The following is a 17,199-nucleotide window of genomic DNA, read 5'->3' as shown; positions in this document are numbered from 1 at the left end:
ACCCGATGCCGCCCTCTTATCCCCCGCGCCTACCTACCGACGCGAAAGTCCTTGGCTGTCAGCGCTCAACAATAGCGACAACACCCTGACCTCCGGCGGCGCAAATGGAAACCAGTGCGCGCCCGCCGCCCTTTTCCGCCAGCTGCTTGGCGGTCTGAGCGATGATGCGCCCGCCCGTGGCGGCGAACGGGTGACCCGCGGCGAGCGAGGACCCGTTGACATTGAGCTTGCTGCGATCGATCGGCCCCAGCGCGCCGTCCAGGCCCAGCCGCCCCTTGCAGTACTCGTCCGACTCCCACGCCTGCAGGGTGGCGAGCACCACGGAGGCGAAGGCCTCGTGGATCTCGTAGTAGTCGAAGTCCTGCAGCGTCAGCCCATTCCGGGCGAGCAGGCGCGGCACCGCGTAGGTCGGGGCCATGAGCAGCCCGTCCGGGCCGTGGATGTAGTCGACGGCGGCGACTTCGGAGTCGACCAGGTAGGCCAGCGGCGACAGATTGCGCGAGGCCGCCCACTCCTCGCTGCCCAGCAGCACCGCGGAGGCGCCGTCGGTGAGCGGAGTGGAGTTGCCGGCGGTCATGGTGGCGTCGCCCAGCTTGGTGCCGAAGACCGGCTTGAGGGTGGCCAGCTTCTCCAGGGTGGAGCCGGGACGCAGGTTGTCGTCGCGGGTCAGGCCCAGGAACGGGGTGATGAGGTCGTCCATGAACCCGCGGTCGTAGGCGGCGGCCATGTTCTTGTGCGACAGGTAGGCCAGCTCGTCCTGGGCCTCGCGGGCGATGCCGAATTCCTTGGCGGTGATGGCGGCGTGCTCGCCCATGGACAGCCCGGTGCGCGGTTCGGCATTGCGCGGGATCTCGATGCCGACCATGGACGGCCGCAGCCGGCCGACCAGCTTGACGTAATCCTTGTTGTTGCGGGCGCGGTTGGCGTCCAGCATCCACTCGCGCATGGACTCGCTGACGCCGATCGGCGCGTCCGAGGTGGTGTCGGTGCCGCCGCCGATGCCGTTCTCCAGCCGGCCCAGCGCGATGCCGTCGGCCACGGTCACGATGGACTGCAGGCCGGTGCCGCAGGCCAGCTGCAGATCATGGGCGGGGGTGTAGGGCGACAGGGTGGAGCCGAGGACGCTCTCGCGGATCATGCCGTGCTCGCCGACGCGCTTGAGCACCGCGCCGCCGACGACCATGCCCAGGCGCTCGCCCTGCAGGCCGAAGCGGCTGACCAGACCGTTCAGCGCGGCGGTGAACATGTCCTGGTTGGAGGCGTGCGCGTACTTGCCGTCCGACCGGGCGAACGGAATCCGGTTGCCGCCCAGGATCGCAACGGGGCGGGCCTGCTTGCTGCTCTTGGCCGCGGTCTTCGCCGAACGGGCTTTGGTGGTCACTCGAGTCTCCAGATCTCGTCGGGGATGTCCGTCACGGCCGATCCCGCGGGACCGGCGTCGGTCGGTTTACATTAAACTTACTCTGGAGTAAGTTCATTGTCGACACCGGGTATCCCGCAACCGAGACAGAGAAGGTAGGAAAAGTGGCTGCCAGCAAGAGCAAGGGCGCTCCCAACCTGTACGGATCCTTCATCCACTCCGCTCCGGGCGCGTTCCTGGCCAGCAAGCTCGGCCTGCCGCAGCCGGAGAACCTGCGCCGCTACGTCGCCGGCCAGCCGCCGCTGCCCGGCCCGGTGCTGGTGGGCGGTAAGGGCCGCGTCGCCGACGCCGTGCGAAACCTGCTGTCGGACTACACCTTCGTGGACTCCGTCACCCCCGGCGTGAAGTTCGGCGGCCTGGTCTTCGACGCCACCGGCATCCGCACCGTCGAGGAATTGCAGCAGCTGTTCGACTTCTTCCAGCCGGCCATGCGCAGCGTCGCCGCCTCCGGCCGCATCCTGGTCATCGGCACCACGCCGGAACTGGCCGCGTCCGTGGACGAGCAGATCGCCCAGCGCGCCCTGGAGGGCTTCAGCCGCTCGGTCGCCAAGGAACTGCTCAAGGGCGCCACCGCCAACCTGGTCTACCTGCACCCCGAGGCCGCCGCCGCGGCCACCGGCGTCGAATCCACCCTGCGCTTCCTGCTTTCCGGCAAGTCGGCCTTCGTCGACGGCCAGGTCTTCCGGGTCGGCAAGGACGACGCCACCGCCCCGGCCAGCTGGGACAAGCCCCTCGAAGGCAAGGTCGCCGTGGTCACCGGCGCCGCCCGCGGCATCGGCGCCACCATTGCCGAGGTCTTCGCCCGCGATGGCGCGACCGTCATCGTCGCCGATATCCCGGCCGCCGGTGAGGCGCTGTCGGCCACCGCCAACAAGGTAGGCGCCACCGCCCTCGCGCTGGACGTCACCGCCGCCGACGCCGCGGAGAAGCTGGCCGCCTTCGCCGCCGAGCGCTTCGGCGGCATCGACATCGTCGTGCACAATGCCGGCATCACCCGCGACAAGCTGCTCGCGAACATGGACGAGGGCCGCTGGAACTCGGTCATCAATGTGAACCTGGCCGCGCCGCACCGCATTACCGAGGGCCTGGTCGCCGCGGGCGCGCTGAAGTCCGGCGGCCGCGTCATCGACGTGTCCTCCATCGCCGGCATCGCGGGCAACCGCGGCCAGACCAACTACGGCGCCTCCAAGGCCGGCGTCATCGGCATGGTCAATGCCGAGGCCCCCAAGCTGGCCGAGAAGGGCATCACCATCAATGCCGTGGCGCCCGGCTTCATCGAGACCGCCATGACCGCCGCCATCCCGCTGGCCACCCGTGAGGCCGGCCGCCTGATGTCCTCGCTGCTGCAGGGCGGCCAGACCGTCGACGTCGCCGAGACCATCGCCTACTTCGCCTCCCCGGCCTCGAATGCGGTGAGCGGCAATATCGTTCGCGTCTGCGGTCAGAGCCTGATCGGAGCATGATGAGCCAGAATCACACGCTCACCGAGGTGCCCAAGGCGGGCGGCCTGTACCTGAAGGCCGCCCTGGGCGCGCTGCCGGTGCCGGGGCTCGCCAACCGCAAGCAGGAGATCCCGGACCGGTCGCTGACCCTCGAAGGGTTCAAGGTCGATCCCGACCACCTGGCCGCCTACTGCCATGCCACCGGGCTGCGGTTCGGCGACGCGCTGCCGCTGACCTACCCGTTCGTGCTCACCTTTCCGCTCGCCATGGCGCTGGTGGTGCAGCGTGACTTCCCGTTCGTGGCGGTCGGCGCGGTGCACGCGGAGAACCTGATCGAGCGCACCCGCGACATCTCGGTCTCCGAGCCGCTCGATATCAAGACCCACATCGAGAACCTGCGCGAGCATCCCAAGGGCCTGCTGGTGGATGCCATCAGCGAGGTCAGCGTGGGTCGCGAGCAGGTGTGGCGGCAGGTCACCACCTTCCTGCACCAGCAGAAGACCTCGCTGTCGGGCGGGCCCAAGCCGGAACCCAAGCCGGACGAGCAGCCGCCGCTGCCGCTGCGTCAGCTGCGTGTGGATCAGGGCATGATCCACCGCTACGCGGCCGCCTCCGGTGACCGCAACCCCATCCACATGTCCGCGCTGGGCGCCAAGGCGCTGGGCTTCCCCAAGCCCATTGCGCACGGCATGTGGTCGGCGGCGGCCATTCTCGGCGCCATCGAGGGCCGGATTCCCGAAAAGGCCGCCTACGCCGTGAAATTCGGCAAGCCGATCTTCCTCCCGTCCACGGTCAACGTGTACGCCGACAAGGTCGCCGACGGCTGGGACCTCGCCCTGAAGCACCCCAAGAAGGGCTACCCCCACCTCACCGCGACCATCCGCTGAACAGGAGGACCCAACTCTCGGGGACTCTCAGGGGCAAGCCCCTGAAACCCCGGGAGTCGAGGGCCCTCGGGACTCTCAGGGGCGAGCCGCCGAAACCCGAGAGCTGTGGGTCCTCGGGATTCTCCGGAGCAGGTACCCGAGACCTCAGGAGCTGCGAGGGTCGTGGCGCAGATGCGCCATACGCTCATCAGAGCCGGGGCCGACAAGGGACGACTGGTCGTCTTCCGGCGACAATGCCCTGCTACCCCAGGTAGGGTCGGGCAGCCGACCTCGTCGGCCCCTCAGGGGCGGGACAAGAGCCGCGCTCCGAATCGCCACCGTATGTCGCCACGCAGGGGTTTCGACATCCGGCCCGCGAATCGGCGCGCGGCTCTGACGTTGTTCAGCAGTCGCAACCACAGCATTCGCAACAGTTGCAGCAATCGCCGCAGTCACCGCATCCATCGCAGCCGCAGCGTTTGATCCAGGGATCCTTGGGTTCGCCGCTGCACGGGCGGTTGTGGTCATTGCAGCAGGCGTAGCAGGTGCAGTACTGGGTGCAGATGATGCCGATGCCCTCCAGGAGAGTCGGCTTCGCGCGTTTGGGTTCGACCACGCACTTCTTGCGCGTGGGTTCGACCTTTCGCTTCTCGTACGGGGATTTGCTGTGGCGGGCGCTCGCGCAGACGTGCGCCACACCGGAGACCCGGCCCAGCCTGCGGACGACGCTGGTGAGCGGATCCAGCAGCATCCAGCGCACAGTGGCGGCGCGTTCCAGGCCGACGCGCGTCAGCGCCGCCCGCAGCAGCGAATTCGATTCGTGCAGTAGCGCATGCGCCTGCTCGGCGCTGGTTCCCGTGGCCGCGAGCGGGTTGAACCGCCCCCGCTCCCGGTCCTCGTCCAGATCCTCGATGGCATCGGCGAGATGAGCGATGCGACCGAAATGCCATCCGGCTTCCCGCAGCGCGTCCGCGTTTTCGGGCTTTCCGGCGAGAATCGCGGTGTGCGCGAACAGTTCCGCAGCGCAGAGCTGGGTCGGCGCGGTCAGGTCGTCGAGCCGGCTGTCGGCGGAGTTCTCCAGCCGGGCCTGGGATTCGATCGCCGCGATGAGCGGTTCGATATCCAAGTCGATCGGAGCCGCGGCCGCCTGCGCCCGGGCGCGCCAGCGGTCGGAGACGCGCGTGAGCGGTCCCGCGGAGAGGCGGCCGGTGTCCCCGTCGTCGACGTGATCCCGGATCTTGGCCGCGCCCAACAGCAGTGACGCGGTGGCGGCCAGTTGGATCCCGGGTGAGTCGGCGGGCGCGACGCTGGCTCGCCGCATGCCGCGCAAGGGGCATGGTCCGGCGGTGGTGCGGGCCGCGGGCCGGTCCTGCTGGGCCTCGGTGAGCACGCCCAGCACGATGGCGTCGGTATTGGTTGCGGCGCGGGCCAATTGGCCGTGCCCGTCCCGCAGGCCCAGGCAGAGTCCGCACATCTGGGTTTGCCAGGCGGTGGTGTCCATGCCGTAGTCGGCGGCACTGTGCGCACATGGCGTGAGCAATCCGAACAACGTGTTCCCCGTCCCCGGCCGAACGATCCGGCCGTCCTGGTGGAGAAGTTATACGTCCTTCTTCTTGCCTGCCAGACCGCGCCAGGCGAGGTTGTCGATGAGATCCACGGCCTCGGCCATATCCACCTGCCCGGCGGCGACCCGGTCGGCGATGGCCTCGCCCGCGCCGATGACCGCGACCGCCACCACTTCGAAATTGGTGCCGGGCTCGGCGTATTTGGCGCTGGATTCGAGCAGTTTGGAGGTCAGCTCGATGATCCGGTCGCGGCTGTTGAGGATCTCGGAGGCGAAGGACTGCTGACCCAGGGCCTGCCGGTAGAGCACCTGCCAGGACAGCCGGTTCTGGTCGACATAGGACAGGAATGCCTCGAGGCCGGCGCGGAGTTGCTCGTGCGGGGTGAGTTTGGGGTTGCCCGCGACCGCGACGGCCTCGATGAAGCGCATGCTCTCCCGGTGGATACAGGCCCGGAAGAGTTCGTCCTTGGAGCCGTAGTACAGGTAGAGCATGGGCTTGGAGATCTTCGCCTCGGCGGCGATCGCGTCCATGGAGGTGTCGTGATACCCCTTGCGCGAGAAGACCTCCACGGCGGCATCGAGCATCTGCTGCTCGCGCACAGCGCGAGGAAGCCGTTTCGTTCCGCCTGCCATTCACTCTCCTAGACCGTGCTTGTTCAAAGCAGGGATGAAGCCCCTATCTTACTCCAAGGTAAGTTCCGTGAGTGTGAATTGCCGGTGATTCGCCGACTGGGCCCTCAGCACTGCGGGGCGGTGCCTTTGAACTTTGCCATGCGAAGCACCGAAGCATCCACTTGGTGTCCCGGCAGCCGGCCCGCGGCGACGGCCTGTTCGAGCTGATCGAGCACGCTCGACACCGCGTCCGTGCTGATCCACAGGGCATTGTCGGCCCCCGCGACCAGGGCGGCTTCCACCGCGTCGGCAATGCCCATGCGGCTGGTGATGGCCGCCATGCCGCTCAGATCATCGGTGAAGATCACACCGTCGAAGGGCGCCGCACCGTATCCCGCGCCCTGCCGCAGCAGCGCCATCGCCTGCGGGCTGATGCTCGCCGGAATATTCGGCTCGGTGAGCCCCGGCACATCCAGATGCCCGACCATGACGCCCGCGCCCGAGCCGACCAGCTCCCGGTAGGGCACCAGATCCTTGTCCTGCAGGTCGGCCAGCGGCGGCGTGCGCACCGCGCCGGTGTGCGAATCGCCGGAGCCGGAGCCGTGACCCGGGAAATGCTTCATGACCGTGCCCACGCCGGCCTCGGTCATGGCGCGGATGTAGGCGTCCGCGTACTGCACCACCACGGCCGGATCGTCGGAGAAGGACCGGTCGCCGATCACCGAATCATCGGGCTGGCCGCTGACGTCCACGTCGGGCGCGAAATCCACGGTGATGCCCAGCGCCTTCAACTTCTGCCCGCGTTCCAGGCTGAACCGATAGAACTCGTCCGGGCTCATGGTCTGCGCGACCACCCGCGCGGACGGGGCCGGTCCGATCAGGTCCTTGACCCGGGAGACCCGGCCGCCCTCCTCGTCGATGGTCACCATGAGCGGGGTGCGCGCCGCGGCCTTGACCTGCTCCATCCGCCCGCCGGACAGCATGGACTTATCGGTCCAGCCGCCGACGAAGATGCCGCCGACCTGCTCGGTCGCGATCACGTTCTCCGCGTCCGCGGCCCCGGTCACGCCCACGGTGAGCAGCTGGGCCAGCTTCTGCCGCAGCGTGAACTGCGCCAGATAGCCGGCCGCGCAGTCCTGCTGCCCGGTCGTGGTCGTGGGCGCCGTGCTGCCGCCGGATTCGGTGCTGCGGGTTGCCGATTCGTTGGAGGGGGCGGAGCCGCCGCCCGAGCAGGCGGTCAGCACGACCGCGGTCATTGCGAGGACGATCCCCGGGACAATGCGCATGCCCCCGACGGTAGCTGGCCGTGCGCGCCGCGGGGTGCCAAGGGCCGCTTACTGCTTGGGCAGCTCGTGATGGCCGCCGAAGGCCTGGCGCATGGCGGAGAGCACCTTGTCGGCGTAGAGGGCATTGCCGCGCGAGGAGAAACGCTGGAACAACGCCGCCGACAGCACCGGCGCGGGCACACCCTCGTCGATGGCGGCGTCGACTGTCCAGCGGCCTTCACCGGAGTCGGAGACGCGCCCGCCGAAGGAGTCCAGGCCGGGATCGGCGTGCAGCGCGGCGGCGGTCAGGTCGAGCAGCCAGGAGGCGACCACCGAACCGCGCCGCCACACCTCGGTGACCTCGGGGACGTCGATGTCGTACCGGTAGTACTCCGGGTTCTCCAGCGGGGTGACCTCGGCGGAGTGCTCCTGATCCTGCTGCTTGCCGACATTGGCGTTGTGCAGGATGTTCATGCCCTCGGCATAGGCGGCCATGGCGCCGTATTCGATGCCGTTGTGCACCATCTTCACGAAGTGGCCCGCACCGGCGGGGCCGCAGTGCAGATAGCCCTGCTCGGCCGGACCGGGCTCGCCGGTGCGGCCGGGCGTGCGCTCGGCGGCGTCGACGCCGGGGGCGATGGATTTCAGCAGCGGTTCGAGATAGGAGACGGTGTCGGCTTCGCCGCCGATCATCAGGCAGTACCCGCGGGTGAGGCCGAACACGCCGCCGGAGGTGCCGATGTCGACATAGTGAATGCCCTTGGGGCCGAGCGCCTTCGCGCGCTTGATGTCCTCGTGGTAGCGACTGTTGCCGCCGTCGATGATGATGTCGCCGGGTTCGAGCAGACCGGATAGTTCGTCGATGACCGCGCCGGTGGCGCCGGCGGGGATCATCACCCAGACCACGCGGGGGGCCTCGAGCATGGCCACGAACTTGGGCAGATCGGTGGTCCCGGCGAAGCTGTCGCCCAGTTCGCCGGAGAGTTCGTCGATATGCGGGCGGTGGCGCTCGTAGCCGACCGCGGTATGCCCGTCCTTGACGATGCGCCGCACGATATTGGCGCCCATCCGGCCGAGCCCGATCATTCCGAGCTGCATGACTCATCTCCTCGTGTCGGTCTCACTGCCTGATTGCGGCAACTTGTCCGATTGTCCCAGGTTCGCCGGGCGGAAGAATTTTCCGGTCTCGTGGCGAAGGTGTGTAACGCGCCCGGGTGGGCGTCGATAGACGAGGTGGCTCCGTGCTGTTGCCAGACCCCCGACCCGGCAACCGCACGGAGCTCTTTTGGTATGCGGGTGAGATGTTGCACAGAGTTTGCTGTCGGCCTGGCCGGGGCGCGCGTGTCGGTGCCGACCATTATGGTGGGCGGTGAACTCGCGCTGTGTGAGTCGGCATTCAACCATTGGGAGGATGGTTCGTGACCAGCGGTAGTCCCGGGCGGCATTCGCGTGCGCGCAGCGCCGCGGAGGAACCAGCGTCCGGACGGCAGATCCTGAACTCCGCGGCCGCACGCCGCGCCGGAATCGCGGCGGGTGTGCTGATGGCGGCGGGCGGGCTGGCCTTCGCGGTGGATTGGTCGCTATCTTCCGGCGAGGTGCCGCGCGGGGTGCAGGTCGCGGGCATCGATATCGGCGGCATGGACCGGGAATTGGCGCAGTCCCGGCTGGAGACCGTGCTGAATCAGCGCGCCGCGCAGCCGCTGACGGTCCAGATCGGTGATGTGCGAACCGAATTGGTGCCGCGCGAGGCGGGGCTGTCGGTGGACTGGGACGGCACCTGGGATCGCATCGGCAGCCAGTCCGTGAATCCCTTCACCCGCCTGGCGTCCTTCTTCACCACGCGCACGGTGGAACCCGCCGCCACCATCGACGACACCGCCATGACCACGCAGCTGGAGACGCTGCGAGCGCACGATCGGCAACCGGTGGAGGGCGGTGTCGTGTTCGAGGACGCCAGACCCGTGCCGGTGCAGCCGGTGCCCGGTCGAGTGCTCGACGTCCCCGCGGCCCGCGTTGTGCTGGCGGAACACTGGGCCGACGGACCGGTGCTGGAACTCCCGGCCGTCGAAACCCTCGCGACGGTCCGCGCCGAGGCGGTGGATCGCGCACTGCGCGAGAAGGCCGCCCCCGCGGTCGCCGCGCCCATCACCTTCACCGGCAAGGGCGGCAATGCCGTCCTGGAGCCCGCGCAGATCGCCGGCGCGCTGTCCTTCCAGCCGGACGGCGAAGGCGGACTGAAACTTTCGTACAACTCCGAGGCGCTCATCGCCGCCCTCGAACCCCAGCTGAAGCCCACCGAGGTGGAGCCCAAGGACGCCACCTTCAATCTCACCGGCGGCCGCCCCACCGTGGTCCCCGCGGTCGTGGGCGACACCATCACCTGGGACAAGACGCTGGAATCCTTTGACACCCTGGTGGTTTCGGCGGGCGACCGCTCCCGGGCCGTGGTCTACGAGCAGGTGAAGCCCAAGCTCGCCACCGAGGATGCCGAGAAGCTCGGCGTGGTCCAAATGGTCGGCACCTTCACCACCAGTGGCTTCAGCGGCCCCTCCGGCGTGAATATCAAGGTGGTGGCCCGCCAGGTCAACGGCGCGGTGGTGAAACCCGGAGATACCTTCTCGCTCAACGACTTCACCGGTCCGCGCGGGGTCGAGCAGGGCTATGTCGAGTCCGGCATCATCGACAAGGGCCGCCCCAGCACCGCGGTGGGCGGCGGCATCAGCCAGTTCGCCACCACCCTCTACAACGCCGCCTATTTCGCGGGCATGGAGGACGCGGGCCACACCGAGCACAGCTACTACATCTCGCGGTATCCGGCCGCACGCGAGGCCACCGTCTTCGACGGCGCCATCGATCTGAAGTTCAAGAACAACACCCCCTACGGCGTCTTCATCGAGACGGCCACCACCGATTCCGAGGTGACGGTCCGGCTGTGGAGCACCAAAACCGTTGAGGTGGAATCCATTACGGGGGACCGCAGCAAACCGACGGAGCCGCAGACCATTACCCTTCCCAAGGGCAAGGAATGCATCGCCACCGAGGGCGCGCCCGGATTCACCACATCCGACACCCGCGTCATCAAGGACATCCGCACCGGCAAGGAGATCTCCCGGACCACCCGCACGGTGAAGTACGACCCCATTCCGGTGGTCAAGTGCGAGTAGGCCCGGACAGCGCCGCTGCCTGGGGTTTCGGGGGCAGCGGCCCGGGCTGAACGTACTTACACTGGGGATTCCGGTGCCCGCCCCACGCGGCGGGCCGGGGATCAGGGGAAGGGGTTGATGTTGTCGGCGGTGCACATCTCGCGGGCGGACAGGTGCACGATGGTGCGAACCTGGTGGCGAGATCCGGTCGACTACACCTGGCTGGTGCATCGGCTGGAGGCCCGCGGTGCACTGGGCAGCTTCAAGATCGTGGTCGCGACCGGCGGCGCGATGATGTTCGTGATCTCCATCTTGACCTGGATCTCGCCCGCCGGTCCGTCCGGATTCACCGGTCAGCTGGTGTTCGGCTGCGTGGCAGCCGGGGCGGGGCTGTGGACGCTGTACTGGTGGATCGCGCCCTGGCCGAGCGCGAACACCTCGCTATTGCTCCTGGGCGGCGCCGATGTGCTCGTCACGGCCGCCTGCCTGATGGACCGCAACCGCGTCTACGGCTCACTCGGCGCCATCCTGCTGGTGGTCACCGGCGGCTACCTGACCTTCTTCCACGGCCCGCGGGTGCTGGCCGCGCACACCATCTGGTCACTGCTGTCGGTCCTGACCCTCAGCACCCTCATGGTCATCACCGACACCGGTGACCTGGCCCTGGCCCTGTCCATCATCCTGATCATGGCCGCCGCCACCGTCCTGGTCCTGCCCGCCCTGCAATTCCTCTACTGGCTGCTGCGCACCGACGCCCTGTCCGACCCCCTGACCATGCTGCTCAACCGCCGTGGCCTCGACTACTACCTGTCCCAATGGTTCGACGCCGCCCCGGACGATCCGATCGGCGTCATGATCGTCGACCTGGACCGCTTCAAAGCCGTCAACGACACCTACGGCCACTCCGCCGGCGACGAGGTCCTGGTCCGCGCCGCCCGCTGCCTCCGCTCCTCGGTAGACCCCGGCGCCCTCGTAGCCCGCAGCGGCGGCGAGGAATTCGTCATCATCACCCACCTCAACCGCGCCGACGCCCGCACAGCCGCCGAACGCATCCGCCGCGCCATAGCCACCGCCACCGGAACCCGCACCGCCATCACCGCCAGCATCGGCATAGCCGTCAACGACGGCCCCGAATCCCCCCTGACCCCGGACCAACTGCTGCGAGCAGCGGATTCGGCCATGTACCAAGCCAAGAACCTGGGCGGCAACGCCGTGATCATGGCCGGAGCCGAGTCGTCGTAGGAAATGAAAAGCACTGCGGCCCGGATTCATCCGGGCCGCAGTGCTTTTCAGGTACTGCTCAGCCTCAGAAGGCGGCTTCGTCCAGCTCCATGATGTCGTTGTCCAGGGCCGACAGCACGGTGCGGACGGAGGTCAGCTCCGGCAGCACGTTGCGGGCGAAGAACTGCGCGGTGGCGACCTTGCCGGTGTAGAACGGCTCGGTGGAACCGTTGTCGAGGGCCTTGATGGCGACCTCGGCCTGCACCAGCAGCTGCCAGCCGATGAGCAGGTCGCCCACGGCGAGCAGGAAGCGCACCGAACCCAGGCCGACCTTGTAGAGCTCCTTCGGATCCTGCTGGGCGCCCATCAGGTGCCCGGTCAGGGTGGCGGCCATGGCCTGCACATCCTCGAGGGCGGTCGCGAGGAGCTTGCGCTCGGCCTTGAGACGGCCGTTGCCGCCCTCACGCTCGATGAAGGCCTGCACCTGGCCGGCCACGTGGGCCAGCGCCACGCCGCGGTCGCGGGCGATCTTGCGGAAGAAGAAGTCCTGCGCCTGGATGGCGGTGGTGCCCTCGTACAGCGAGTCGATCTTGGCGTCGCGGATGTACTGCTCGATCGGGTAGTCCTGCAGGAAGCCGGAGCCGCCGAAGGTCTGCAGCGATTCGGTCAGGTACTGGTAGGCGCGCTCGGAGCCGACGCCCTTGACGATCGGCAGCAGCAGATCGTTGACCCGGAAGGCGACATCCTTGTCCGCACCCGAGACGAGGTTCGCGATGTCCTCGTTCTGGTGGGCGGCGGTGTAGAGGTAGATGGCGCGCAGGCCCTCGGCGTACGCCTTCTGCATGGCCAGCGAGCGGCGCACGTCCGGGTGGTGGGTGATGGTGACGCGCGGAGCCGACTTGTCGGTCATCTGGGTCAGGTCGGCGCCCTGCACGCGGGTCTTGGCGTACTCCAGCGCGTTCAGGTAACCGGTCGACAGGGTGGCGATGGCCTTGGTGCCCACCATCATTCGAGCGTTCTCGATGACGTCGAACATCTGCGCGATGCCATTGTGCACCTCGCCGACCAGCCAGCCCTTGGCGGGCACGCCGTGGCCGCCGAAGGTGACCTCACAGGTGGCCGAGACCTTGATGCCCATCTTGTGCTCGACATTGGTGACGAACACGCCGTTGCGCTCACCCAGGGTCTGGGTGTCGAAGTCGAAGTGGTACTTCGGCACGTAGAACAGCGACAGGCCCTTGGTGCCCGGGCCGGCGCCCTCGGGGCGGGCCAGCACCAGGTGCATGATGTTCTCGAACAGGTCGTCGGAGTCGCCCGAGGTGATGAAGCGCTTGACGCCCTCGATGTGCCAGGAGCCGTCCTCCTGCTGCACCGCCTTGGTGCGGCCGGCGCCGACGTCGGAGCCGGCGTCCGGCTCGGTCAGCACCATGGTGGCGCCCCAGTTGCGGTCGGCGATGATCTGAGCCCACTTCTTCTGCTCATCGGTGCCGTTGTTGTAGAAGACCTGCGCGAAACCGGCGCCGGCGGCGTACATCTGGGCCGGCGGGTTGGCGCCGAGGATCATTTCGCCCAGGGCCCAGCCGACGACGGACGGGGCGCCGAGGCCGCCGAGCTCCTCGCGCACGGGCACCTTGGACCAGCCGGCGTCCTCGAGGGCCTTGTAGGACTTCTTGAAGGACTCGGGGAGAGTCACGGTGTGAGTAGCCGGATCGAAGGTCGGCGGGTTGCGGTCGCCGTCGACGAAGGAGTCGGCGAGCGGGCCCTCGGCCAGGCGGCGGACCTCGTTCAGCATTTCCTTGACGGTGTCGGCGTCCAGGTCGCCGTAGGCGCCGGCGTCGAGCAGCTGCTGGATGCCGAGGACCTCGAAGAGGTTGAACTCGAGGTCGCGGACGTTTGCCTTGTAGTGACCCATGGTCGTACTCACTCTCCATTGAGATGGGTGCGGTTCGGTTGGTGCCGTTCCCGCCCGTTAGGTCTCCACCGGGTAGACACCGTAAAGCAGCGCTACTGGCGGGTAACTTATGCGCCATGTTACCGACGGGTAGAACCGTCGCCAAGGCGATCATGGGCGATTGTGACGAGAAGCACGCGCGTTGCTTGGCGGCGCGTTTCCGTTGAGCCCGAGGCGATCCCGGAACCGCAGGTAGGGGCGGTTCTCGCCGGGCCGCGCGCGCCGTTGTGAGATCACCGACAGGCCCGGTTACCGTGCGCTATGCGCATCGAAACGAGTGCCGGACCGGCCGACGTGGAGATCGACCGGCCCGCGGGCGGGACGCCGCGGTTCCTGTTGCTGCTCACGCACGGGGCCGGGGGCGGGAACGATGCGAAAGACATTCTGGCCGTGCGGGATTCGGCCGTAGCGCGGGGCGGCGTGGTGGCGCTGGTGACGCAGCCGTACCGGGTGGCGGGACGGCGCGCCCCCGGTAATGCCGAGGCGCAGGACACGGCGTGGCTGGAGATCGTCGCGGCGCTGCGCAAGAAGACGGTGCTGAAGACGAAGCTCGCCGCGCTGCCCTTGATTCAGGGCGGGCGCAGCAATGGCGCGCGGGTCGCCTGCCGCACCGCCCGGGAGGCCGGGGCGCGCGGCGTGGTGGCGTTGTCCTTCCCGCTGCATCCGCCGGGCAAGCCGGAGAAGTCGCGGCGGGAGGAGTTGCTGGCGCCGGGCGATATCGAGGTGGTCGTGGTCAATGGCGGGCGCGATCCGTTCGGAATTCCGGCGGCCGCCGACGCCGCCGAGGTGCGGGTAATCGCGGGCCAGGCGCATTCCTACCGCGCGGGATTCGACGAGATCGCCGCGGCCGTCGCGCCCTGGCTGGAGCGCTGGGCGGGCTAGTCCTCCAGCGCCAGCGGATCCTCGGGCGGGACCGGGCCCGGTTTGGTGGCCACGACCAGGGCGTCGATGGCGTCGCGGTCCTCGGTGGGCCGGGCGATGCGTTCGGCCACGCGAATGCGGATCTCGTCGCCGGCCACGCCCAGCTCGTCGACGATGTCGTCAGGGGTGAACAGCCGGTCGGGATCCTGTTCGCCGCCATAGCCTTCGGTGCGGTTGAGGGTGTCGTTGCCGAGGATCAGCAGCGTGCCCTCGGGGGAGAGCATCTCGACCGCGCGCAGCAGCAGGGTGCGGCGGTCGGCGCCGGGCAGTTGCAGGAACGCCATGAGAATGAGCTCGTAGGGCCCGGTGAGATCGGTGCCGTCGAGTTCGGTGACATCGGCGCAGTGCCAGCTGATACGGCCGCGCACCGACCGGGACAGCCGCGAGGCCACGGTGCGGCCCTTGTCGATGCCGGTCTGGGAGAAGTCGACGGCGTCGACCTGCCAGCCGTGGGTGGCCAGCCACAGGGTGTTGCGGCCGTCGCCGCAGCCGAGGTCCAGGGCGCGGGGGAGTTCGGGGCGCGGCTCCCCGACGGTGAAGGGACCCGCGGGCAGTCGGCGTTCGAGGCCGAAGACCTGCTCCACGACGGTGTCGCTGGGCGGTGCGCCCCAGACCAATTCGGTTCGGGCGTAGTGCTCGTCCCACTCGGCGGCGTCCATGCCCCGAGTCTATGGGCTGATCCCGCACACGAATCGGCCGCGAACACGCGCGGGTGTTCGCCGCCGGATCAGTCGGACTCAGAGCGTGGTGCGCATGAGGATGACGTTGTACTGGCTGTGCACGGTGGTGAGGAAGTACAGGTCACGCCCGGTCTGGTACGGGAAGATCGACGGGGCGTAGGCGCTGGGCAGTTCGCGGGTGTCGATGAGCACCTCCGGGCCGCCCCACGGGCCTTCCGGATGCGGGGCGCGGTACATGACCACCGAATTCCACGGATCCGTGGTGAGCATGATGTATTCGCCGAGGTAGTCGTTCCACATGACCGACATTTCGGAGACGCCGCCGCCGATCACGGGCGCGGCCGCGTTCACGTCGTCCTTCACCCACTTGTCGCCGTTCCAGTATTCGTAGGCGGGCAGGTCGCCGATGGCGGCCTCCGGGACGCGCGCCACGAAGGCGGGATTGTTGCGCCCGGAGGCGGTGCCGTATTCGTAGACGAAGCCGTCGGCCTTGAGGAAGGCGTTCATCTGGAAGTTGCTGTTGCCGCCGTCGTCCGGGCGCCGGGTGGCGGGCAGTTCCAGCCAGTTCTCGCCATTGTCGCCGGAGACGGCGAGGCCGGAGAAATTGGTGGTCCACTCGCCGACGTCGTCCCAGGTCTTGACCGACATGAGGCTCATGTACTGGACGCCGCCCACCGAGATGCCGGCGGTGGGAATACGGCTGATCTCCAGCCACGGAATCTTGGGGCTGGGGATCAGATCGCGCGCCTGGCCGAAGATATCGCGCACGACGCTGTCGAAGTAGATGCCATTGGCGGGGTTCTGGGTGTGCGAGCGCACCAGAATGTTCGAGCGCCAGGCCCAGGTGCTGCCGACCAGCAGATTCGGGAAGCCGAGTCCGGCGGTGTCACCGAAGGCGGTGAGCATTTCGCCGTGCCCGTTGTCCCACATGATGCCGAGGTCGGTGCCGAGCACGTTGTAGTTCTGGGTGTTGTTGGGGCTGGCCATTCCGGTGACCTGGAAGACCGCCTTGGAACGTCCGGGCAATTGCGGCAAACCATTGGTGCCGTTGAGCACCGGGATCGGATTGATGGCATTGGGGTTGGCTGCGGCCGGGGTGGTCACGGTAAGGAGCAAGGCCGTGGCACCTGCTATCGCGGACAGCAGCAGGGGGGCGGTCTTGGTCAATGCGGTGCTTCCTCCGAGTCTCGCCGAATGGTGTGCGCGGACCGGACCGTGTGTGACGGGCCGCACAAAGTGTTCGACTCGCTGGCAAAGTGTGAAAATGCTAACAGCGTTACCCCGGAGGTTGGGGTTCCAAACCGGATTGTTTGCAGTGAGTTCGCTTACTTTTGCGAAATCGCGTCCTGCTCAGTGCGAATTCGATCCTCGGTTCAGGGCTTGCCGGACGATCAAAGGCAGCTGTGTCGCACGTTCGATCGACAGCGTACGGCGAACCGACGCCTGCCACGTGCGATCGAAGAGCTTTTTCGCGGCCGCCACGGCATGCGCCGGGCGCGCGGCAATGCGGTCGGCGAGCTTCTCCGCGGCCGCCCGCGGATCCGCGGATACCTCGGTGACCAGGCCGATTCGCTCCGCATAGGCGGCATCCACCGGGTCGGCGGTCATGGTCAGCAACAGGGCCTGATCAATGCCGACCAGGCGTGAAAGGGTCGCCGCGCCGGTCATGTCCGGAATGAGACCGTGCTTGGCCTCCATCACCGAGAATTCCGAATCCGGTGTGACGAACCGGAAATCGGCGGCCAGCGCCAGCTGCAGGCCGCCGCCGTAGCAACGTCCGTGCACCACCGCGATGACCGGCTGCGGCAGCCGCCGCCACGCCCAGCACGCCTCCTGGAACACATTGGTGCCGCGCCACGGCAGCGGGACGAAGGCGCGCAGCACGTCGAGCGGATTGCCCATGGCCTTGGCGATGTCCAGGCCGGAGGAGAAGCTGGGGCCGTTGCCGGACAGGATGACCACGCGAATATCGGTGCGCCGCGCGATGACTCCGGCCAGGCGCACCAGCTCGCGCAGCATCTCGATGGTGAGGCCGTTGTGCTTGTCCGGCCGGTCCAGCGCGACGTAGGCGCGATCGCCGTCCACGGTGAGGGTGACATTGGTGCCCACGGTCG

General features: G+C 68.1%; 14 protein-coding genes. 5 read left to right on the top strand and 9 right to left on the bottom strand.

The window, feature by feature from the left end; genetic code table 11:
• Positions 1–58 precede the first annotated feature (58 nt).
• Positions 59–1,381: an acetyl-CoA C-acetyltransferase gene (locus ACFVIV_RS17190; RefSeq protein ID WP_379197244.1), complete on the bottom strand. Its 1,323-nt coding sequence runs from the start codon at positions 1,379–1,381 to the stop codon at positions 59–61.
• A 143-nt stretch (positions 1,382–1,524) separates the two neighbouring features.
• Here ACFVIV_RS17190 and ACFVIV_RS17185 point away from each other — a divergent pair, with 143 nt between their 5' ends.
• Complete coding sequence (locus tag ACFVIV_RS17185) at positions 1,525–2,883, top strand: 3-oxoacyl-ACP reductase (RefSeq protein WP_379197242.1); 1,359 nt, start codon at positions 1,525–1,527, stop codon at positions 2,881–2,883.
• Positions 2,880–3,749 carry a MaoC family dehydratase gene (locus ACFVIV_RS17180; RefSeq protein ID WP_379197240.1) on the top strand — a complete coding sequence of 290 codons (870 nt, stop codon included), beginning with the start codon at positions 2,880–2,882 and terminating at the stop codon, positions 3,747–3,749. Before ACFVIV_RS17185 ends, ACFVIV_RS17180 begins: the two co-directional genes overlap by 4 nt.
• 382 nt (positions 3,750–4,131) lie before the next feature.
• Here the strand turns inward: ACFVIV_RS17180 and ACFVIV_RS17175 are convergent, their stop codons facing one another.
• From ACFVIV_RS17175 to gnd, 4 genes are all read right to left on the bottom strand, one after another.
• Complete coding sequence (locus ACFVIV_RS17175) at positions 4,132–5,268, bottom strand: DUF5685 family protein (RefSeq protein ID WP_379197238.1); 1,137 nt, start codon at positions 5,266–5,268, stop codon at positions 4,132–4,134.
• A 57-nt stretch (positions 5,269–5,325) separates the two neighbouring features.
• Positions 5,326–5,925 (bottom strand): TetR/AcrR family transcriptional regulator, encoded by a 600-nt coding sequence (locus ACFVIV_RS17170; RefSeq protein WP_379197236.1) that lies wholly within the window; start codon positions 5,923–5,925, stop codon positions 5,326–5,328.
• 104 nt (positions 5,926–6,029) lie between these two features.
• Positions 6,030–7,190 (bottom strand): glycoside hydrolase family 3 N-terminal domain-containing protein, encoded by a 1,161-nt coding sequence (locus ACFVIV_RS17165; RefSeq protein ID WP_379197234.1) that lies wholly within the window; start codon positions 7,188–7,190, stop codon positions 6,030–6,032.
• A gap of 48 nt (positions 7,191–7,238) precedes the next feature.
• Positions 7,239–8,267, bottom strand: a complete 1,029-nt coding sequence (gnd, locus tag ACFVIV_RS17160; protein ID WP_379197232.1) for a phosphogluconate dehydrogenase (NAD(+)-dependent, decarboxylating) — start codon at positions 8,265–8,267, stop codon at positions 7,239–7,241.
• 320 nt (positions 8,268–8,587) lie between these two features.
• On the opposite strand from gnd, the gene ACFVIV_RS17155 reads away from it, so the two are divergent.
• Both ACFVIV_RS17155 and ACFVIV_RS17150 read left to right on the top strand, forming a co-directional pair.
• Positions 8,588–10,333: a VanW family protein gene (locus tag ACFVIV_RS17155; RefSeq protein WP_379197230.1), complete on the top strand. Its 1,746-nt coding sequence runs from the start codon at positions 8,588–8,590 to the stop codon at positions 10,331–10,333.
• A 159-nt stretch (positions 10,334–10,492) separates the two neighbouring features.
• On the top strand, positions 10,493–11,554 hold the full coding sequence (locus tag ACFVIV_RS17150; protein WP_379197228.1) for a GGDEF domain-containing protein: 1,062 nt from the start codon (positions 10,493–10,495) through the stop codon (positions 11,552–11,554).
• 64 nt (positions 11,555–11,618) lie between these two features.
• Here the strand turns inward: ACFVIV_RS17150 and ACFVIV_RS17145 are convergent, their stop codons facing one another.
• Positions 11,619–13,445 (bottom strand): acyl-CoA dehydrogenase, encoded by a 1,827-nt coding sequence (locus tag ACFVIV_RS17145; protein ID WP_379197445.1) that lies wholly within the window; start codon positions 13,443–13,445, stop codon positions 11,619–11,621.
• Between the two features lie 300 nt (positions 13,446–13,745).
• Between ACFVIV_RS17145 and ACFVIV_RS17140 the strand changes: the two genes are divergently transcribed.
• Positions 13,746–14,366 carry an alpha/beta family hydrolase gene (locus tag ACFVIV_RS17140; protein WP_379197226.1) on the top strand — a complete coding sequence of 207 codons (621 nt, stop codon included), beginning with the start codon at positions 13,746–13,748 and terminating at the stop codon, positions 14,364–14,366.
• On the opposite strand, the gene ACFVIV_RS17135 is transcribed toward ACFVIV_RS17140, so the two are convergent.
• The 3 genes from ACFVIV_RS17135 to ACFVIV_RS17125 all read right to left on the bottom strand — a co-directional run bounded on the left by ACFVIV_RS17135 (position 14,363) and on the right by ACFVIV_RS17125 (position 17,194).
• On the bottom strand, positions 14,363–15,064 hold the full coding sequence (locus tag ACFVIV_RS17135) for a class I SAM-dependent methyltransferase (protein ID WP_379197224.1): 702 nt from the start codon (positions 15,062–15,064) through the stop codon (positions 14,363–14,365). The genes ACFVIV_RS17140 and ACFVIV_RS17135 overlap by 4 nt on opposite strands.
• A 78-nt stretch (positions 15,065–15,142) precedes the next feature.
• Positions 15,143–16,252: a DUF4185 domain-containing protein gene (locus ACFVIV_RS17130; RefSeq protein WP_379197222.1), complete on the bottom strand. Its 1,110-nt coding sequence runs from the start codon at positions 16,250–16,252 to the stop codon at positions 15,143–15,145.
• Positions 16,253–16,435: 183 nt separating this feature from the next.
• Positions 16,436–17,194 carry a crotonase/enoyl-CoA hydratase family protein gene (locus ACFVIV_RS17125; RefSeq protein WP_379197220.1) on the bottom strand — a complete coding sequence of 253 codons (759 nt, stop codon included), beginning with the start codon at positions 17,192–17,194 and terminating at the stop codon, positions 16,436–16,438.
• Positions 17,195–17,199: the final 5 nt, after the last annotated feature.

Source organism: Nocardia sp. NPDC127526, assembly GCF_042672265.1.
GTDB lineage: Bacteria > Actinomycetota > Actinomycetes > Mycobacteriales > Mycobacteriaceae > Nocardia.
Note: the sequence above shows the minus strand (reverse complement) of the source record. Positions and strands in the feature narration are given on the sequence as shown.